The organism is Streptomyces nitrosporeus, from assembly GCF_008704555.1.
Taxonomy (GTDB): Bacteria; Actinomycetota; Actinomycetes; order Streptomycetales; family Streptomycetaceae; genus Streptomyces; species Streptomyces nitrosporeus.
The window spans coordinates 4,539,631-4,555,885 of record NZ_CP023702.1 but is presented as its reverse complement, the minus strand read 5'-3'; the positions used below and the strand labels follow the sequence as shown (position 1 = coordinate 4,555,885).

Annotated in this window: 13 protein-coding genes; 2 read left to right on the top strand and 11 right to left on the bottom strand. The window is 72.6% G+C overall.

Annotation, left to right across the window (positions count from 1 at the left end; translation table 11 throughout):
- Positions 1-23: 23 nt before the first annotated feature.
- The 5 genes from CP967_RS20250 to CP967_RS20230 form a co-directional block, all read right to left on the bottom strand.
- Positions 24-809 carry an SDR family NAD(P)-dependent oxidoreductase gene (locus tag CP967_RS20250; protein WP_190175101.1) on the bottom strand — a complete coding sequence of 262 codons (786 nt, stop codon included), beginning with the start codon at positions 807-809 and terminating at the stop codon, positions 24-26.
- A gap of 1 nt (position 810) precedes the next feature.
- On the bottom strand, positions 811-1,980 hold the full coding sequence (locus CP967_RS20245) for a serine hydrolase domain-containing protein (protein WP_150491959.1): 1,170 nt from the start codon (positions 1,978-1,980) through the stop codon (positions 811-813).
- A 98-nt stretch (positions 1,981-2,078) separates the two neighbouring features.
- Positions 2,079-2,849 carry an energy-coupling factor ABC transporter ATP-binding protein gene (locus CP967_RS20240; protein ID WP_150489320.1) on the bottom strand — a complete coding sequence of 257 codons (771 nt, stop codon included), beginning with the start codon at positions 2,847-2,849 and terminating at the stop codon, positions 2,079-2,081.
- Positions 2,846-3,607 carry a cobalt ECF transporter T component CbiQ gene (cbiQ, locus tag CP967_RS20235; RefSeq protein ID WP_150489319.1) on the bottom strand — a complete coding sequence of 254 codons (762 nt, stop codon included), beginning with the start codon at positions 3,605-3,607 and terminating at the stop codon, positions 2,846-2,848. Before cbiQ ends, CP967_RS20240 begins: the two co-directional genes overlap by 4 nt.
- A 1-nt stretch (position 3,608) precedes the next feature.
- Positions 3,609-4,661, bottom strand: a complete 1,053-nt coding sequence (locus CP967_RS20230; RefSeq protein WP_150489318.1) for an energy-coupling factor ABC transporter permease — start codon at positions 4,659-4,661, stop codon at positions 3,609-3,611.
- A 181-nt stretch (positions 4,662-4,842) separates the two neighbouring features.
- On the opposite strand from CP967_RS20230, the gene CP967_RS20225 reads away from it, so the two are divergent.
- Positions 4,843-5,220, top strand: a complete 378-nt coding sequence (locus tag CP967_RS20225; protein WP_150489317.1) for an SsgA family sporulation/cell division regulator — start codon at positions 4,843-4,845, stop codon at positions 5,218-5,220.
- 246 nt (positions 5,221-5,466) lie between these two features.
- On the opposite strand, the gene CP967_RS20220 is transcribed toward CP967_RS20225, so the two are convergent.
- Complete coding sequence (locus tag CP967_RS20220) at positions 5,467-7,689, bottom strand: MMPL family transporter (RefSeq protein WP_150489316.1); 2,223 nt, start codon at positions 7,687-7,689, stop codon at positions 5,467-5,469.
- 140 nt (positions 7,690-7,829) lie between these two features.
- Complete coding sequence (locus tag CP967_RS20215) at positions 7,830-8,402, bottom strand: TetR/AcrR family transcriptional regulator (RefSeq protein WP_150489315.1); 573 nt, start codon at positions 8,400-8,402, stop codon at positions 7,830-7,832.
- A 206-nt stretch (positions 8,403-8,608) separates the two neighbouring features.
- Here CP967_RS20215 and CP967_RS20210 point away from each other — a divergent pair, with 206 nt between their 5' ends.
- On the top strand, positions 8,609-12,295 hold the full coding sequence (locus CP967_RS20210; protein WP_150489314.1) for a S41 family peptidase: 3,687 nt from the start codon (positions 8,609-8,611) through the stop codon (positions 12,293-12,295).
- Positions 12,296-12,411: 116 nt separating this feature from the next.
- Here CP967_RS20210 and CP967_RS20205 read toward each other — a convergent pair whose 3' ends face one another.
- The 4 genes from CP967_RS20205 to CP967_RS20190 all read right to left on the bottom strand — a co-directional run bounded on the left by CP967_RS20205 (position 12,412) and on the right by CP967_RS20190 (position 16,101).
- Positions 12,412-12,597, bottom strand: coding sequence for a hypothetical protein (locus CP967_RS20205; RefSeq protein WP_150489313.1), 186 nt, complete (start codon positions 12,595-12,597; stop codon positions 12,412-12,414).
- A 128-nt stretch (positions 12,598-12,725) separates the two neighbouring features.
- A complete protein-coding gene (locus CP967_RS20200; protein ID WP_150489312.1) occupies positions 12,726-13,610 on the bottom strand; it encodes an SDR family oxidoreductase in 885 nt (294 codons plus the stop codon).
- Positions 13,607-14,548 carry an alpha/beta fold hydrolase gene (locus CP967_RS20195; protein WP_150489311.1) on the bottom strand — a complete coding sequence of 314 codons (942 nt, stop codon included), beginning with the start codon at positions 14,546-14,548 and terminating at the stop codon, positions 13,607-13,609. Before CP967_RS20195 ends, CP967_RS20200 begins: the two co-directional genes overlap by 4 nt.
- Positions 14,545-16,101, bottom strand: coding sequence for a flavin-containing monooxygenase (locus tag CP967_RS20190; RefSeq protein ID WP_150489310.1), 1,557 nt, complete (start codon positions 16,099-16,101; stop codon positions 14,545-14,547). The genes CP967_RS20195 and CP967_RS20190 overlap by 4 nt, the downstream gene beginning before the upstream one ends.
- Positions 16,102-16,255: the final 154 nt, after the last annotated feature.

The window sequence follows — 16,255 nt, the reverse complement described above, 5'->3', positions numbered from 1 at the left end:
TCCCGGCGGCACCCCGCGGCCGGTCACTCCCCCCGCATCGCCTTCCGGAAGCCCGTGTTGACGCCCATCAGCCCGCCGTCCACCCGCAGCGTCGTCCCGGTGACCCAGGCCGCGTCCCCGGACGCCAGGAAGGCCACGGCCGCGGCGATGTCCTCCGGCTCGCCGAGCCGGCCCAGCGGGTACAGCCCGGCCGCCCGCGCCAGGTCGTCGTCGCGGCCCGCCCACGCGGCGGTGCGGATGGTGCCGGGGGCCACCAGGTTGACGCGTACGCCGCGCGGTCCGGCGTGGCCGGCGAGCGTACGGGTCAGGGAGGCCAGGCCCGCCTTGGCGGCGCTGTACGCGTGGCCGCCGAAGTCCTGTTCGCCGTTGACCGAGCCGATGTTGACGATCGCGCCCCGCCCGGAGGCCGCCAGGTGCCCCAGCGCGGCCCGGGAGCAGCGGTAGGCGCCGGTCAGCGTGATGTCGAGGGTGCGGGCCCAGGCCGCCTCGTCCTCGTCCTCGAAGAGCGGGGCGTCCTCGTGGTTGGCGTAGGCGTTGTTGACCAGGACGTCGAGGCCGCCGAAGGCGGCGACGGCGTGCGCCACCGCCGCGCCGACGGCCTCGGCGTCGCCCACGTCGCAGGCCAGCCAGGCGGCGGTGCCGCCCTGTTCGCGTATCTGCCCGGCCGTGCGGGCGGCCCGGTCGCCGTCCAGGTCGGTGACGAGGACGGCGGCGCCCTCCGTGGCCAGCCGGCGGGCCGTGGCGGCGCCGATGCCCTGGCCCGCGCCGGTGACGAGTGCGGTGTGGCCGTGGAAACGTGCGGTGCGGATGTCAGTCACCCGCCGACCGTATCGCCCGGATCAGGGCCTGGGCACGGGGATCGGCGGTGACCCCCTTCTGCAGGCCGTTGGTCACATAGCCGAGGGCGGTGCCGGACTCGGGGTCGGCGAAGCCCAGCGAGCCGCCCCGGCCGGGGTGTCCGAAGGAGCCGGGCGCCAGCAGCGGGGCGGCCGGGCCGTGCAGCATGTAGCCGAGGCCGAAGCGGGTGTTGACCACCAGCACCCGGTCGGGCCCCGCGGACTCCTCGGTGCGGGCCAGGGTCAGGGTGGCGGGCGCGAACAGCCTCTGCCCGTCGTCCACTTCGCCGATCATCGCCGCGTAGCAGCGGGCCAGGCCGCGTGCGGTGGCCACTCCGTTGGAGGCGGGCAGCTCGGCCGCCCGGTAGCCGGGGTCGTTCTCGTCCGGGAGGGGGTCGATGGCCCCGAAGGACCGCCGGGTCAGGGAGCCGGGGTCGCGGTAGGCCTCGACCACGGACCGCTTGGGCCGCATCCGCAGGGCGCCGCCCCCGTCGCCGGCCGCCGGGGGCTCGACCGGGCCGAGCCGGCCGATCCGGTGGGCCTCGTCGGCGGGGAGGCCGAACCAGAAGTCCAGGCCGAGCGGACGGGCGATCTCCTCGGCGATCCAGCGCCCGATGGTGCGGCCGGTGACCCTGCGCACCAGTTCGCCGATGATCCAGCTGTAGGTCTGGGCGTGGTAGCCGTGGTCCTCCCCGGGCTCCCACCAGGGCCGCTGCGCGGCGACCGCCCGCGGCCCGGTGACCCCGTCGGCCGCCTGGGCGGGGGTCAGCGGGGTGTCGAGGGCGGCCACCCCGGCGCGATGCGCCAGGAGGTGGCGTACCAGGACGCGTTCCTTGCCGTTCGCCTTGAACTCCGGCCAGTAGGTGCCGACGGGCGCGTCCAGGTCCAGCTGCCCGCGCTGGTGCAGCAGCAGCGGCACGGCGGCGGCGACGCCCTTCCCGGCGGAGCGGACGATCTGCACGGTGTCCACGGCCCAGGGTTCGCTGCCGTCGACGTCCCGGGTGCCGGCCCACAGGTCCACCACCTTGTGGCCGTGCCGGTAGACGGCCACGGCCGCGCCCCGCTCGCCGCGCTGTTCGAAGTTACGGACGAAGGCGTCCCGCACCGCCTCGAACCCTGGTGCCACCGTGCCCCGTACGTCCACGCCTGCTCCCGCACTCCCGCTCATCCCTCCATGGTGCATCGCACCCCGGGCGGAACGGCTGGCGGGTCGCCGTCCGTTCACCCCCGCGGTACGACCTCTCATCCCCGCGGTACGGCCACGGAGCGCGGATCGAACCCGAAGGGCAGCTCCAGCCGGTGCCGGCGCATCAGCGCGGCGTCACACAGGAGTTCCTGCGTACGGTCGTCGGCGGCGATGACGCCGTCGCTGAGGATGACGGCGCGCGGGCAGAGTTCGAGCGCGTACGGCAGGTCGTGGGTGACCATCAGCACGGTGACGTCCAGGGCCCGCAGGATGTCGGCGAGTTCACGGCGGGACGCCGGGTCCAGGTTGGAGGACGGCTCGTCCAGGACGAGGATCTCCGGTTCCATCGCGAGGACGGTGGCGACGGCGACCCGGCGGCGCTGGCCGAAGGAGAGGTGGTGCGGGGGCCTGGCCGCGAACTCCTCCATCCCCACGCGTGCGAGCGCGGCCGTGACCCGCTCCTCCAGTTCCGCCCCGCGCAGTCCGGCGGCGGCGGGCCCGAAGGCCACGTCCTCCCGTACGGTCGGCATGAACAGCTGGTCGTCGGGGTCCTGGAAGACGATGCCGACCCGGCGCCGGATCTGCGCCAGGTTCTCCTTGCGTACGGGCAGTCCGGCGACGCGGACGCTTCCCGCGCCCGCTTCGAGGATGCCGTTGAGGTGCAGGACGAGGGTGGTCTTGCCCGCCCCGTTGGGGCCGAGGAGGGCGACGCGCTCGCCCCGGCCGACGGTGAGGTCGACCCCGAAGAGGGCCTGGTGGCCGTCGGGGTAGGCGTACGCGAGTCCGCTGACTTCGAGGGAGGGCGCGGGTCGGGAGGGTCGGCTCATACGGTCCATCCCAGCAGACAGACTCCGAGGGCGAGCAGGGGGAGCACCGAGGCGTACGCCCACTGGGCCCGGGAGGCGGTCACCTCGTCGATCACCGGCATGGTGCCGGTGTATCCGCGGCTGATCATCGCGAGGTGGACGCGTTCACCGCGTTCGTAGGAGCGGATGAACAGGGCGCCCGCCGTCTTGGCCAGGACCCCCCAGTGCCGGATGCCGCGCGCCTCGAAGCCCCGCGAGCGGCGGGCGATCGACATGCGCCGCAGCTCGTCGGTGATCACGTCGCCGTACCGGAGCATGAAGGACGCGATCTGCACGAGCAGCGGGGGCAGCCTAAGGCGCTGGAGGCCCAGCAGCAGGGAGCGCAGTTCGGTGGTGGAGGCGAGCAGTACCGAGGCGGCCACCCCGAGGGTGCCCTTGGCGAGGACGTTCCAGGCGCCCCAGAGGCCGGGGACGCTGACGGTCAGGCCGAGCAGCTCGGTCCGCTCCCCGGGTACGACGAACGGCATGAGCAGCGCGAACGCCACGAAGGGCACCTCGATGACCAGCCGCTTCAGCAGGAAGCCCGCCGGGACGCGGGCCAGGGCGGCGGCTCCGGCGAGCAGCGCCGCGTACAGCGCGAAGGCCCACATCGCCTCGCGCGGGGTGGAGACCACGGCCACGACGAAGCAGAGGACCGCGACCAGCTTGCAGTGGGGCGGCAGGCGGTGCACCGGGGAGTGGCCGTGCCGGTAGAGGGCGTGGGCGTGGCCGGCGCCCATGTCAGCGGGTTCCCTGCGGGGTGTGGTCCGCTTCCCGCCGGGTGCGGCGGCGCACGGCCCAGAACACCCCGCTGCCGACGACGACCGTGGCACCGACCCCGATCACCCCGGCGAGGCCGCCGGAGATCCGGGTGTTCTCGACTCCCTCCACGCCGTAGTCGGCGAGCGGCGAGTCGGCCGCCCCGTGCTCCTTGGCGTTCTTGTCGATGCCCTGGTCGGTGGCGACCTTCTCCAGTCCGTCCGGGGCGGCCGAGGCGTAGAAGGAGAGAAACCCGGCGAGGACGACCGCCAGGGCCAGCCCGGCTGCCCTGAGGGGGCGCGTGGAGCGGGTGCGGGCGGCGGAGGGCGCCGGTTCCGCGGCCGGGGCGTCGACGAGCTCGCCGTCGACGCGGAGCTTGAGCGGGGCCGTGAGCCCGCGCGCGCCGTGCACCAGGTCGGGGCGTACGGCCAGCACCGCGCCGACGGTCAGCGCGGTGATGAACGCCTCGCCGACGCCGATCAGGACGTGCACACCGACCATCGCGGTGAGGACCTTGCCCAGGGGTACGTCGGTGGTCCCGCCGATCGCGTAGACCAGGGTGAAGGCGGCGGCCGCGGCCGGCACCGAGACCAGCGCGGCGAGGAAGGCGGCCGCGGTCGTCGAGCGGCGGGTGCGGGGCAGCACACCGGTCAGCGCGCGGAAGAGGGCGTAGGAGACGACGACGGTGACGACGCCCATGACCGTGATGTTCACGCCCAGCGCCGTGAGGCCGCCGTCGGCGAAGAGGATGCCCTGCATCAGCAGCACGACGGCGATGCACAGGACCCCGGTGTACGGTCCGACGAGGATCGCCGCGAGCGCGCCGCCCAGCAGGTGTCCGCTGGTCCCGGCGGCCACGGGGAAGTTCAGCATCTGCACCGCGAAGATGAACGCCGCCACCAGTCCGGCCAGCGGCGCGGTGCGCTCGTCGAGTTCCTTCCGGGCGCCGCGGAGTCCGACGGCGACCGCGCCTGCGGCGGCCACGCCCGCGACGGCCGAGACGGGTGCGTTGATGAATCCGTCGGGTACATGCATGGGGCGGCTCCGCTTCCGGGGGCTAGGTGCGGGGGCAGGAACGCAAACGCTCCATGATAGTGCGCTCCTGCAAATGACTCGCAAGAGCGCACAGATCACAACTACACCCATACTCAACATGCCCAAAGTGCAAAATATGGGACATTTATATGTAGTTACGCCCCTACTCAAGGAGCCGGTCATGTCCGACGCGATCCACGAACCCGCACGCGCCCGGCTCATCACCGACGGCCCGGACCCGCGCCCCGTACCCGTGGTGCTGGGGTACGACCCCGGTGCGCCGCGGACCGTGCGCATCAGGTTCCCCGGCGGCATCGAGTGGGCCGTGGACCGGGACGCCCTGGAGGGCGGGCTGCGCTCCCCCGTCACCAGCGGCGACATCCGTGTCTGGCCCTGCGGGCGCGTCCAGCTGATCGTGGAGCTGCACTCCCCCGAGGGTGTCGCCGTGCTGCAGTTCGACAGCGCGCCGGTGATCCGCTTCCTGCGCCGCACGCACGAGGAGGCCGGGGCCGACGGCGGCACCCGGCCCGCCCCCGGCCCCTCCGCGGTCAGGGCCTGAGACCGGTCCCCCGGCCGCGGAGCCGGGCAGGACGAAGGCCCCCGCGCCATGTGCACGGGGGCCTTCCGCCGCCCCGGGACCCCGTCCCCACAGGTGCCCGGCGCTCCGGGGCCGTGTTCTGCTCACACGGCCCCGGGGTCTTCGGGGCCGCGTTCCGCTCGTACGGCCCCCGGGGTCTTCGGAGCCGGAGCGGTGACCGCTCCGGCCGGACCGGACCGGAGCGCTCCCGCTCCGGTCCGGCGGCGTTCAGACGCGGGCCGGCTCGCGCTCCCTGCCGGACGGGCCCTCGGGCGGACCGTCGGACGCCAGCTCCTTGCGGAGCCCCTCGCCCTCCACGTCCACGTTGGGCAGGATCCGGTCCAGCCATCGCGGCAGCCACCAGGCACGCCTGCCCAGCAGGGCGAGCACCGCCGGCACGATGGCCATCCGCACCACGAAGGCGTCGAAGAAGACCGCGATGGCCAGCGAGAAGCCGATCATCTTGATCATCGACTCACTGGAGCCGATGAAGCCGGCGAAGACCGCCATCATGATCACCGCGGCGGCCGTGACCACCCGCGCACCGTGCCGGAAGCCGGTGACGACGGCCTGTCCGGGCGTCTCCCCGTGGACGTACGCCTCCCGCATACGGGTGACCAGGAAGACCTCGTAGTCCATGGCGAGGCCGAAGACCACACCGACCATGAAGATCGGCATCATGCTCATGATCGGCCCGGTCTGCTCCACCCCGAAGAGCGAGGCGAGCCAGCCCCACTGGAAGACCGCGACGACCGCGCCCAGGGCCGCGACGACCGAGAGCAGGAAGCCCAGGGCCGCCTTGAGCGGCACCAGCAGCGAACGGAAGACGACCATCAGCAGCAGGAAGGCGAGCCCGACGACGAGGGCCAGGTAGGGCAGCAGCGCGTTGTTCATCTTCTCGGAGAAGTCGATGTTCATCGCGGTGGCGCCGGTGACCAGTACCTCGGCGCCGGTCTCGTCCTTGATGTCCGTGCCCGCGTCACGGATGGCGTGGACGACGTCCTCCGTGTCGGTGGAACTCGGCCGGTCCTTGGAGACGACCGTGATGGTCGCGGCGTCGCCGGCCTCGTTGAAGGTGGCCGGGGTGACGGCGGCGACGTGCCCGATGCCCTCGATCTCCTGGGAGACCCGGTCGACGGCGGCCTTGCCGTCGGAGCTGCCCTTCGTGTCGACGACGACCAGCAGCGGCCCGTTGAACCCGGGGCCGAAACCGTCGGAGAGCAGGTCGTAGGCCTGGCGCTGGGTGGTGCTCTTCGGCTGCGAGCCGTCGTCCGGCAGACCCATCTCCAGCGAGGCGGCCGGAACTGCGACGGCGCCGAGCCCCAGCACCCCCACCAGCAGCACCCAGACCGGCCGGCGCAGCACGAACCGCGCCCAGCGGGTGCCCATGTTGGGCTTGGCCTCGGGCTTGTCCTTCACCTCGGCGGCCTTGCGCGCCTTGCGTCCCATGATCCGCTTGCCGACGATGCCGAGCAGCGCGGGGACCAGGGTGAGGGCGATCAGGACCGCGACGGCGACCGTGCCGGCCGCGGCGAAGCCCATCTTCGACAGCATCGGAATGTTGACCACGGCGAGGCCCGCCAGGGCGATGACCACCGTCAGCCCGGCGAAGACCACCGCGGATCCGGCGGTGCCGACCGCCCGCCCGGCCGCTTCCTCGCGTTCGCGGCCCTCGGCCAGTTCGGCACGGTAGCGGGAGACGATGAAGAGCGCGTAGTCGATGCCGACCGCGAGACCGATCATCGTCGCGAGGATGGCGGTGGTGGAGCCCAGGTCGAGCACGTTCGCCAGGGCGGTGATCAGCGACGCCCCGATGCCCACGCCGATCAGCGCGGTCAGCAGCGGCAGACCCGCGGCGATCAGCGAACCGAAGGTGATGACCAGGACCACGGCCGCGACGGCGACACCGATGACCTCGGTGACACCCGTCTCCGGCATCACCTGGAGCGCGTCACCGCCGATCTCCACGGTCATCCCGTCACCCCGCGCGGCCTCGCCCGCCTCTTCGAGGGCCTCCCGCGTCCCGTCGGTCAGCTCCATCGAGCTGACCTCGTAGGAGACGGAGATGTACGCCGTCGAGCCGTCCTGGCTCACGGCGTTCGCCGCGAACGGGTCGGCGACGGAGGCGATCTGGTCCGAGCCGGACTCCAGCTCGCCGACGATCTCCTGGATCTCCGCCTTGTTGCCGGCGTCGTTCACCTTCTCGCCCTCGGGGGCCTTGAAGACGACACGTGCGGTCGCTCCGTCGGCACTGCCACCGGGGAAACGTTTCTCCAGCAGATCGAAGGCCTTCTGGGCCTCCGTACCGGGGATCGAGAAGGAACTGGAGGTGGCGGTGGAGGCCGAGGCGGCGCCGAAGCCGGCGAGCCCCAGCAACGCCACCCAGACGAGGGCGACGTACCAGCGGCGCCGGAAGGCGAACCGCCCGACTTTGTAAAGGAATGCAGCCACGGAGGGGTACTCCCGGTCAGGTCGTTGTACGGAAAAGGGCGTGAGGAACCAGCCCGACGACGAGAGCGGCGTGTCAGGTGTCAGGTGGAGCGGTCGGAGAACAGGTCGTACGGAGGGGAGGGGGTGACGAAGCGGGGACGTCAGACGCCGAGGGCGGGGAACACCACGGACTCCGCGTAGTCGAGGAGGAACGCCCGGTCGACAGGGCGCTCGTCGATGAGCTCCCTGGCGGCGAAGGCGCCGATCATCATGTGCGGTACATAGGAGAGCGCCGGATTGTCCGGACGCACCTCTCCCCGCTCCACCGCCCGTTCGAGCAGCAGCTGGAGTCCGGTCATCTCCGGCTCGATCAGCAGCTCGCGCAGGGCCTGGAACAGGTCGGGGTTGTCGTGGACGGCATGGCTCAGACCCCGCAGCAGCGCGGAGTTCTTCTCCATCCGGCAGTCGTCACTCCGCCCGAGCACGGCGAGGAAGTCGCCGCGCAGCGTTCCGGTGTCGATCTCGGCGAGATGCACCGGCTTGTCGTTGCGGAGTGCCCTGACGACCAGCTCGGCCTTGCTCCCCCACTGGCGGTAGAGGGTGGCCTTGCTGGAACGGGTGCGGGCGGCGACGGCGTCCATGGTCAGGGCTTCGTACCCGACCTCACCGAGCAGATCGAGTACGGCGGTGTACAGCTCGTGCTCACGTTCGGGCGTGAGCCGGGTGCGTGCCACCTGTCGACCTCCTCCGTGTCCGTCGTGCCTGCGGGATCATACCGGCGACGCCCGGCAGCATGATCAATACCGAACGAAACCGTTTCGTACACTTCGACGTTACTCCCGGCCCCGCGCGAAACGAAAACGTTTCGCTTGTGTCGTGCGACACAAGTCGTCGTGCGACACGAGTTGCCCCGGGCCCTTCGCACGGAAAGCATTGAGGAGTGAGTGACGACGTCGCGTATCTCCGTTTCCCGCACCTCCACCAGGACTTGCTGTGCTTCGCGGCCGAGGACGACCTGTGGGTCGCCCCGCTCGTCCCGGCCGGGCACCGCCCCGGCCGGGCGTGGCGGCTGACCGTCGACCGGACCCGGGTCGGCCATCCCCGGTTCTCGCCCGACGGCAGCCGCATCGCCTATACGACCTGGCGCACCCTGGACCCAGAGATCCACCTCGTCCCCGTCGAGGGCGGACCCGCCCGCAGACTCACCTACTGGGGGTCCACCGACGCCCGGGTCTGCGGCTGGACCCCCGACCCGGGTGAGAGTTCGCAGATCCTCGCGGTGTCCTCGCACAACCAGCCGTTCTCCTACTTCTCGTGGGCCTACAGCCTCCCCACCGACGGCGGCCCCGGCGGCAAGCTCCCCTGGGGCCCGGTCTCCGACATCGCGGTCGCCGACATCGACGGCGAGCGCCGCACCCTGCTGCTCACCGGCAAGCCCCCGCACGAGCCGGCCGCGTGGAAGCGCTACCGGGGCGGGGCCACCGGGCGGCTCTGGCTGCACGGCGAACGCCTGCTGCCGGACATCGGCGGCCACCTCGACGCCCCGATGTTCGTGGGGCGCCGCATCGCCTTCCTCTCCGACCACGAGGGGGTCGGCAACCTCTACTCCTGCCTGGCGGACGGCACGGACCTGCGCCGCCACACCGACCACGACGCCTTCTACGCCCGGCACGCCTCCAGCGACGGCACCCGGGTCGTCTACCAGTGCGCGGGCGAGCTGTGGCTGGTCGAGGACCTGGAGGACCGCGACGCCACCCCGCGGAAACTGGAGGTACGGCTCGGCGGCCCCAGGACCGGCCGCCGCGTCCACCAGGTCCCGGCCGCCAGCCACGTGGACGCGCTGGCCGTGGACGAGACGGGCCGCGCCAGCGCCGTCTCCGTACGCGGCAGCCTGTACTGGCTCACGCACCGCGACGGGCCGGCCCGCACCATCGCCGACACCCCCGGGGTGCGCGTCCGGCTGCCGGAGATGCTGGGCAGCAGTGGACGGATCGCGTACGTCACCGACGCGGACGGGGAGGACGCGGTCGAGATCTCCCACCTGCCACGGGCCAGCGGCGACCGGCGGCCGCGCCGGCTGGCCTCCGGCCTGCTGGGCCGGGTCCACGAGATGGTCTCGGACCCAGACGGCGAACGCCTCGCCGTCGCGTCGAACGACGGGCGGCTGCTGCTCCTGGACGTGACGGAGGACGAGACCGCCGTACTCATCGACGGGCTCACCGGGACCGGCGGGACGGACAGGGCCGATGAGGCCGACGGGACGGACGGGCCCCACGGGACCCCCGGGACCCCCGGGACTCAGGAGCCCAACGAGACCGGCGAAACCGGTGGAGCCGGTGGAGCCGGTGGAGCCGGTGAAACCAGTGGATCTGATGGGACCGATGAGACAGGGGTGACCGCTGGGGCGGACACGGCCGCCGCAGGCACGGTTGCCGCCGCGGACACGGCCGCCGCCGCGGACGGGACCGGCGGTACGGGCACGGACGGGGGCGGAGCCGGGGAAGGGGGCGGAGCCGGGGAGGGGGCGCGGACGGACGGGTCCGGCGGACGGCGGCGGCTGCGGGAGTTCCGCAAGGGGGACGCGCCGCCGTTCCCGCCCGCGGCCGTGACCGAACTGATCCGGTCCGTCAACGGCCCGGTCCGCGACCTGGCCTTCTCTCCGGACGGCGCCTGGCTGACCTGGTCGCACCCCGGGGTCGGCCGTTCCCTGCGGCAGATCAAGCTGGCCAGGATCAGCGGCCCCGGCGCCCCGGTGATAGTCGATGTCACCAACGGCCGCTTCGAGGACGAGAACCCCGTCTTCACCGGTGACGGCCGCTATCTGGCCTTCCTCTCCTGGCGCGGCTTCGACCCGGTGTACGACGTCCACACCGGCGACCTCTCCTTCCCCCTGGGCTGCCGCCCCTACCTGGTGCCCCTCTCCTCCGCGACCCCCTCGCCCTTCGCCCTGCTCCCCGACGGCCGTCCGGCGGCGGGCGGACTGGACCCGGTGGACATCGCCGAGGGCCCGGTCGAAGGGCCCACGGTCACCGTGGAGTTCGAGGGCCTGGAAAACAGGGTGACGCCGTTCCCCGTCTCCGCGTCGAAGTACTCGGCACTGCAACCGGTGAGCGGGGGCGGGCTGGTCTGGCTGCGCTGGCCCATCTCGGGCGCGCTCGGCGAGACCTTCGCCAACCCCGCGGACATGTCCGGCCGCCCGACGCTCGAACACTTCAACATCGCCAAGGCCCGCAGGACCGAACTCGTCGGCGACCTCGACTGGTTCGCGGTCAGCGGCGACCGGTCCCGGCTGGTCGTCATGGACGACGGCGAGCTGCGGGCCGTACCGGCCGGCGAGCCCGGCGACAACGACTCGACCGTCTACCTCGACCTCCGCCGCATCCTCCACGACGTCGACCCGGCCGCCGAGTGGCGCCAGGCGTACGACGAGGCGGGGCGCATCATCAGGGCCTACTTCTGGGAACCGGACATGTGCGGCATCGACTGGGACGGGGTGCTGGAGCAGTACCGCCCCCTCGTCGAACGGGTCGCCTCCCCCGACGAGTTCGCCGATCTGCTGCGTGAGGTCCTGGGGGAGCTGGGCACCTCCCACGCCTATGTGTCCCCCGCCCGCCGCAACGAGGGCCCCCCGCACTACCAGCGGGCGATCGGGCTGCTCGGCGTCAATCTGGTGTGCCGGGACGGCGAGTGGACCGTGAGGCGGATCCTGCCCGGCGACTCGTCCGACTCCAAGGCGCGCTCCCCGCTGGCCGGCACCGGCATCCGTGAGGACTCGGTCCTCACCCATGTCGACGGCCGGCCGGTGGACCCGGTGGCTGGCCCCTACCCGCTGCTCACCGCGGCGGGCGGCACCACGGTCGAGCTGACGTTCCGCCCGGCCGGCGGCGAGGGCGGCGGCCGGCCCCGCCGCGTCGCGGTCATGCCGCTGGTCGACGAACGCCCGCTGCGCTACCAGGACTGGGTGGCCAAGCGCCGGGAGGTGGTACGCGAACTGAGCGGCGGCAAGTGCGGCTACCTGCACATCCCGGACATGGGCGGCTCGGGCTGGGCCCAGTTCAACCGGGACCTGCGGCTGGAGGTGTCCCGCCCGGCGCTCATCGTGGACGTACGCGGCAACGCCGGCGGCCACATCAGCGAACTGGTCGTCGAGACCCTGTCCCGAACGATCCTCGGCTGGGACCTGACACGCAACGCCCAGGCCGTGTCCTACGCGTCCAACGCGCCGCGGGGACCGGTGGTCGCCCTGGCCGACGAGGCGACCTCCTCCGACGGCGACATGATCACGGCGGCCTTCCGGCTGCTGGAACTGGGGCCCGTGGTGGGGCAGCGGACCTGGGGCGGGGTGGTCGGGATGACGGGCCGGCACCGGCTCGGCGACGGCACGGTGATCACCGTGCCGATGAACGCGGCCTGGTTCGACGCCTACGGCTGGTCCGTCGAGAACCACGGCGTCGAGCCCGACCTGGAGGCCCTGCGCACCCCCCTGGACTGGGCCGAGGGGCGGCACGCGGTGCTGGACGACGCGGTCAGGGTGGCCCTGGAGCTGCTGGACGCCCGCCCGGCGGCCACCCCGCCCACCTACGACGCGGTCCCCGACCTCCGGAGGCCGCCCCTGCCGCCCCGCTGACGGCCCCGTCCCGGGCGCGGCCCCGCCCTCGTCCGCACCCGCACCCGCACCCGCACCCGCACATGGAAAGGGGCGCGCCCGGTCTCCCGGGCGCGCCCCTCACCAAGGGCACGGCGTCAGCGGTCGAAGCGCTCGCGCGTCTGCTCGGCCGCGTCCCGCGCCCGCTCACGCGGGTCGGTCTGCTTGCCGGCGCGGTCCGGGCGCTCCTGCGAACGGTCCTCGTCGCCGCGGCCCTGCTTCTGCTTCTTGGCCTGGTCGGCGAGTTCCTGCGCCTTGTCCTTGAACTGGTCTGCGATGCCCATCTGTTCACTCCTCCATGAGTGTGCGGGACAGCCCCTTCAGGGCCTCGCTCAGACTTACATACCCGGACATCCGACGCATTTCGATCAATGACGGTGTGTGCAGGGGCCGACGGCGTCGCGCCCGCGGGTCAGTGGTGCTGCGCCCGCTCCTCCTGGTCGGCCGTGCCGCCGGCCCCCACGAGCCCCTTGGAGACGCCGTCCAGCCGGGGCCCGAACCGCTTCATCTCGCGCTGCCCGACGACCCCTATCACCATCGGCAGGTATCCGCGGACGGACTGCATCCCGCGCAGCCACCACTGGGCGTAGACGTGCGCGGAGCGCCGTTCGATACCGGCCACGATCCGGTCCACGGCCGGGCCGAGCGGATAGGTGCGATTCGTGGGCCAGGGAAGCCGCTGCCGCAACTCCCGCATGACGTCGTCCTCGTCGGCCCCGCGCACCATGTCGGTGTCGGTCCAGGACAGATAGCCGACGCCGACCTTCACCCCCCGGTAGCCGACCTCCGCCCGCAGGCTGTGGGCGAACGCCTCCACGCCCGACTTGGAGGCGCAGTACGCGCTCATCATCGGCGCCGGGGTCATGGCGGCCAGCGAGGCTATCTGGAGGAAGTAGCCGCGGCTCTCCATGAGCACCGGGAGGAAGGCCCGCCCGGTCACCGCGCCGCCGATCAGGTTGACCTCGATGACCCGCCGCCAGGCGACGGGGTCGGAGTCCACCAGGGGCCCGCCCGTGGCGACCCCGGCGTTGGCGACGACGACGTCGATCTTCCCGAAGCGCTGTTTGACCTCGCGGGCGACCCGGGCCATCGCCTCGTGGTCGGTGACGTCGGCGTGCCAGTGGTCGCTGTCCGAGTGCAGCCGCTCGGAGACCTTCTTCAGTTCGTCCGGTTCCAGTCCGACCAGCGCCAGCTTCGCGCCGCGCGCCGACAGTTTGCGGGCCAGCAGCTCGCCGACACCGCGCGCCGCACCGGTGACGACGACGACCTGCCCTTCGAGACTCCGACTGCCGCTCATGCGACCTCCTCCTCACTCACGGCCTGCGCCGCGCCTTTCACAGTGACGTACCGCTCCGCCAGCCGCCGGAGTCCGGCGGTGACCGCCTCGGGTGCCTCCACCGGGGTCATGTGCCCCACGCCCGTCAGCTCGGTGAGCCCGAGGCTGTGCGGCAGGGCGGCCTCGATGGCCCGTGCGTGCACGGGCGGCGTCAGCCGGTCCTCCGTGCCCGCGATCACCGCGGTCGGCAGCCGCAGCTCCCGTACGCCTGCCTGGAGATCGAGTCCGGCGAGTACACGCCCCCAGGCGACGCGCGCCCCGCGAGGGCACGCATGGACGATCCTGGCACAGATGTCGACCCGCTCCGGCGACGAACCCCGTCCCATCGTCGCGTACTTGAGGACCGACTTCGAGACCGCGGTGACCGGCCCGAGCGGTGCCCGGGCACCGAGCACGGCCGCGGTCAGCCGGGTGCGCAGCGCACCGGCCCGTATCGGCAGCACCGTCGACTCGGCGGTCAGCCGCACGCTCCCGGTACTGCACAGCAGTACGGCCGCGCCGTGCTCACGGACGGCTTCCCGGCCGGCCGCCGCCATGAGGGTCATCCCGCCCATGGAGTGCCCGGCGAGCACTGCTTTGCGCCCCGGCGCGAGGGTGGCGCGCAGCACGGCTTCCAGGTCGTCGGCGAGCGCCTTCGTGCTGTAGACGCCGTTGACGGGCTCCGGCGTACGCCCGTGGCCCCGCTGGTCGTAGACGACGACCCGGTGATCGGCGGCCAGGGCGCGCACCTGCGCCGCCCAGAAGTGGGTGTTGCAGGTCCAGCCGTGGGCGAGCACCACGGCGGGGGCGTCGTCGGGGCCGTGCAGCTCCACGTGGATCCGCGAACCGTCGGCGGAGACGGCGGTCAGTTCGCGTACGGGCACGGGCGGGGCGTCCCCGCGGTGCAGCAGCCGGCTCATCGGGCGCTCCCCTCGGCGAAGGCGTCCTGTCCGGTGGCGCCCGCTCCGCCGCGCGCGGCCCGGTCCGAACTCCCTTGCCCCGGGGGCCGGATGACCTCGTACTCCGACAGGTCGACCGTGCGGGTGGCCCGCCGGAACTCGGCCGTGGTGCCCGGCCAGACGGTGGTGTTGCGCCCACTGGAGTCCAGGTACCAGCTGGTGCAGCCGCCGGTGTTCCACACCGTGCGCCGCATCCGGTCCTGGACCCGCCGGTTCCAGGCGCCGACGGCGGAGCGCCGCGCGCCGAGGGCGGCTCGTCCGCCGAGGGCGTCCAGCTGGCGCAGGTAGTCGGCCATGTAGTTCAGCTGGGACTCGATCATGAGGATCATCGAGGAGTTGCCGAGTCCCGTGTTGGGGCCGATGATCGTCATCCAGTTGGGGAAGCCGGCCGCGCTCGCACCCCGCAGCGCCTCCATGCCGTCCTTCCAGGACTCGGCGAGCGTGATGCCCTCCGCGCCGACGACGCGGTCCGCGATCGGCATGTCCGTCACATGGAACCCGGTGCCGAGGATGATCACGTCGGCCTCGGTCTCGGTGCCGTCCGAGGCGACCAGGGTGGACCCGCGCACCTCGGCGAGGCCGGAGGCGACGACGTCCACGTTGGGCTCCGCCAGCGCCGGGTAGTAGGCGTTGGAGAGCAGGATGCGCTTGCAGCCGATGCGGTACGACGGTGTCAGCTTGGCCCGCAGCTGCGGGTCCTTGACCGCCCGCGCCATGTTGGCCTTGGCTATCTTCTCGACGAGGCCGAGCTGGTCGGGGTGCCGGGTGAAGGCGCCGACCTGCAACTCCCTGATCCCCCAGAGCAGTCCGCGGCGTGCGGTGCCGGTGAAGGGGAGCGTGCGGTGCAGCCACTTCTCGGCCCCGCTGATCGCGCGGTCCATGCGGGGCATCACCCAGGGCGGGGTCCGCTGGAAGAGGGTGAGCCTGCGGGCCTGCGGCTGGATCTCCGGGACGATCTGGATGGCGGAGGCGCCCGTGCCGATCACGGCGACCCGCTTGCCGGAGAGGTCGTAGCCGTGGTCCCACCGCGCCGAGTGGAAGACCTTCCCGGTGAAGCCGGCGAGCCCCGGTATGTCGGGCATCTTGGGGTCGGAGAGCGGGCCGGTCGCGGAGACGACCACGTCCGCGGTGACGGTGGTGCCGTTCGCCGAGTCGATCACCCAGTGCAGCTGGTCGGTGTCCCAGCGCATGAGGGTGACCTCGTGGCCGAGCCTGATGTGCGGGCGCAGCCCGAAGGTGTCCGCCACCCGCTCCAGGTAGGCGCGGATGTGCTCCTGCCCGGAGAAGGTGCGCGGCCAGTCGGGGTTGGGCGCGAAGGAGAAGGAGTAGAGGTGGGACGGTACGTCGCAGGCGCAGCCCGGGTAGCTGTTGTCCCGCCAGGTGCCGCCGACGGAAGCGGCCCGTTCCAGGACCAGGAAGTCGGTGATGCCTTCGCGGCGCAGCCGGACCGCCGCCCCCAGGCCCCCGAATCCGGATCCGATCACCGCCACTCGTACGTGCTCGTGCTGGGCCATGCTGCCGCCTCCCGCGGTACGTCCACACGACTCTGCCAGCAATCACTGGCATGATTGGGAGGGTAGAGCAGCTCCGTACCGATGGGTAGGGGGCATACCAAGGAAAGTTACCGGCGGTACAACATAGGGTTCCGATGTGGCCGAAAGACGCGAG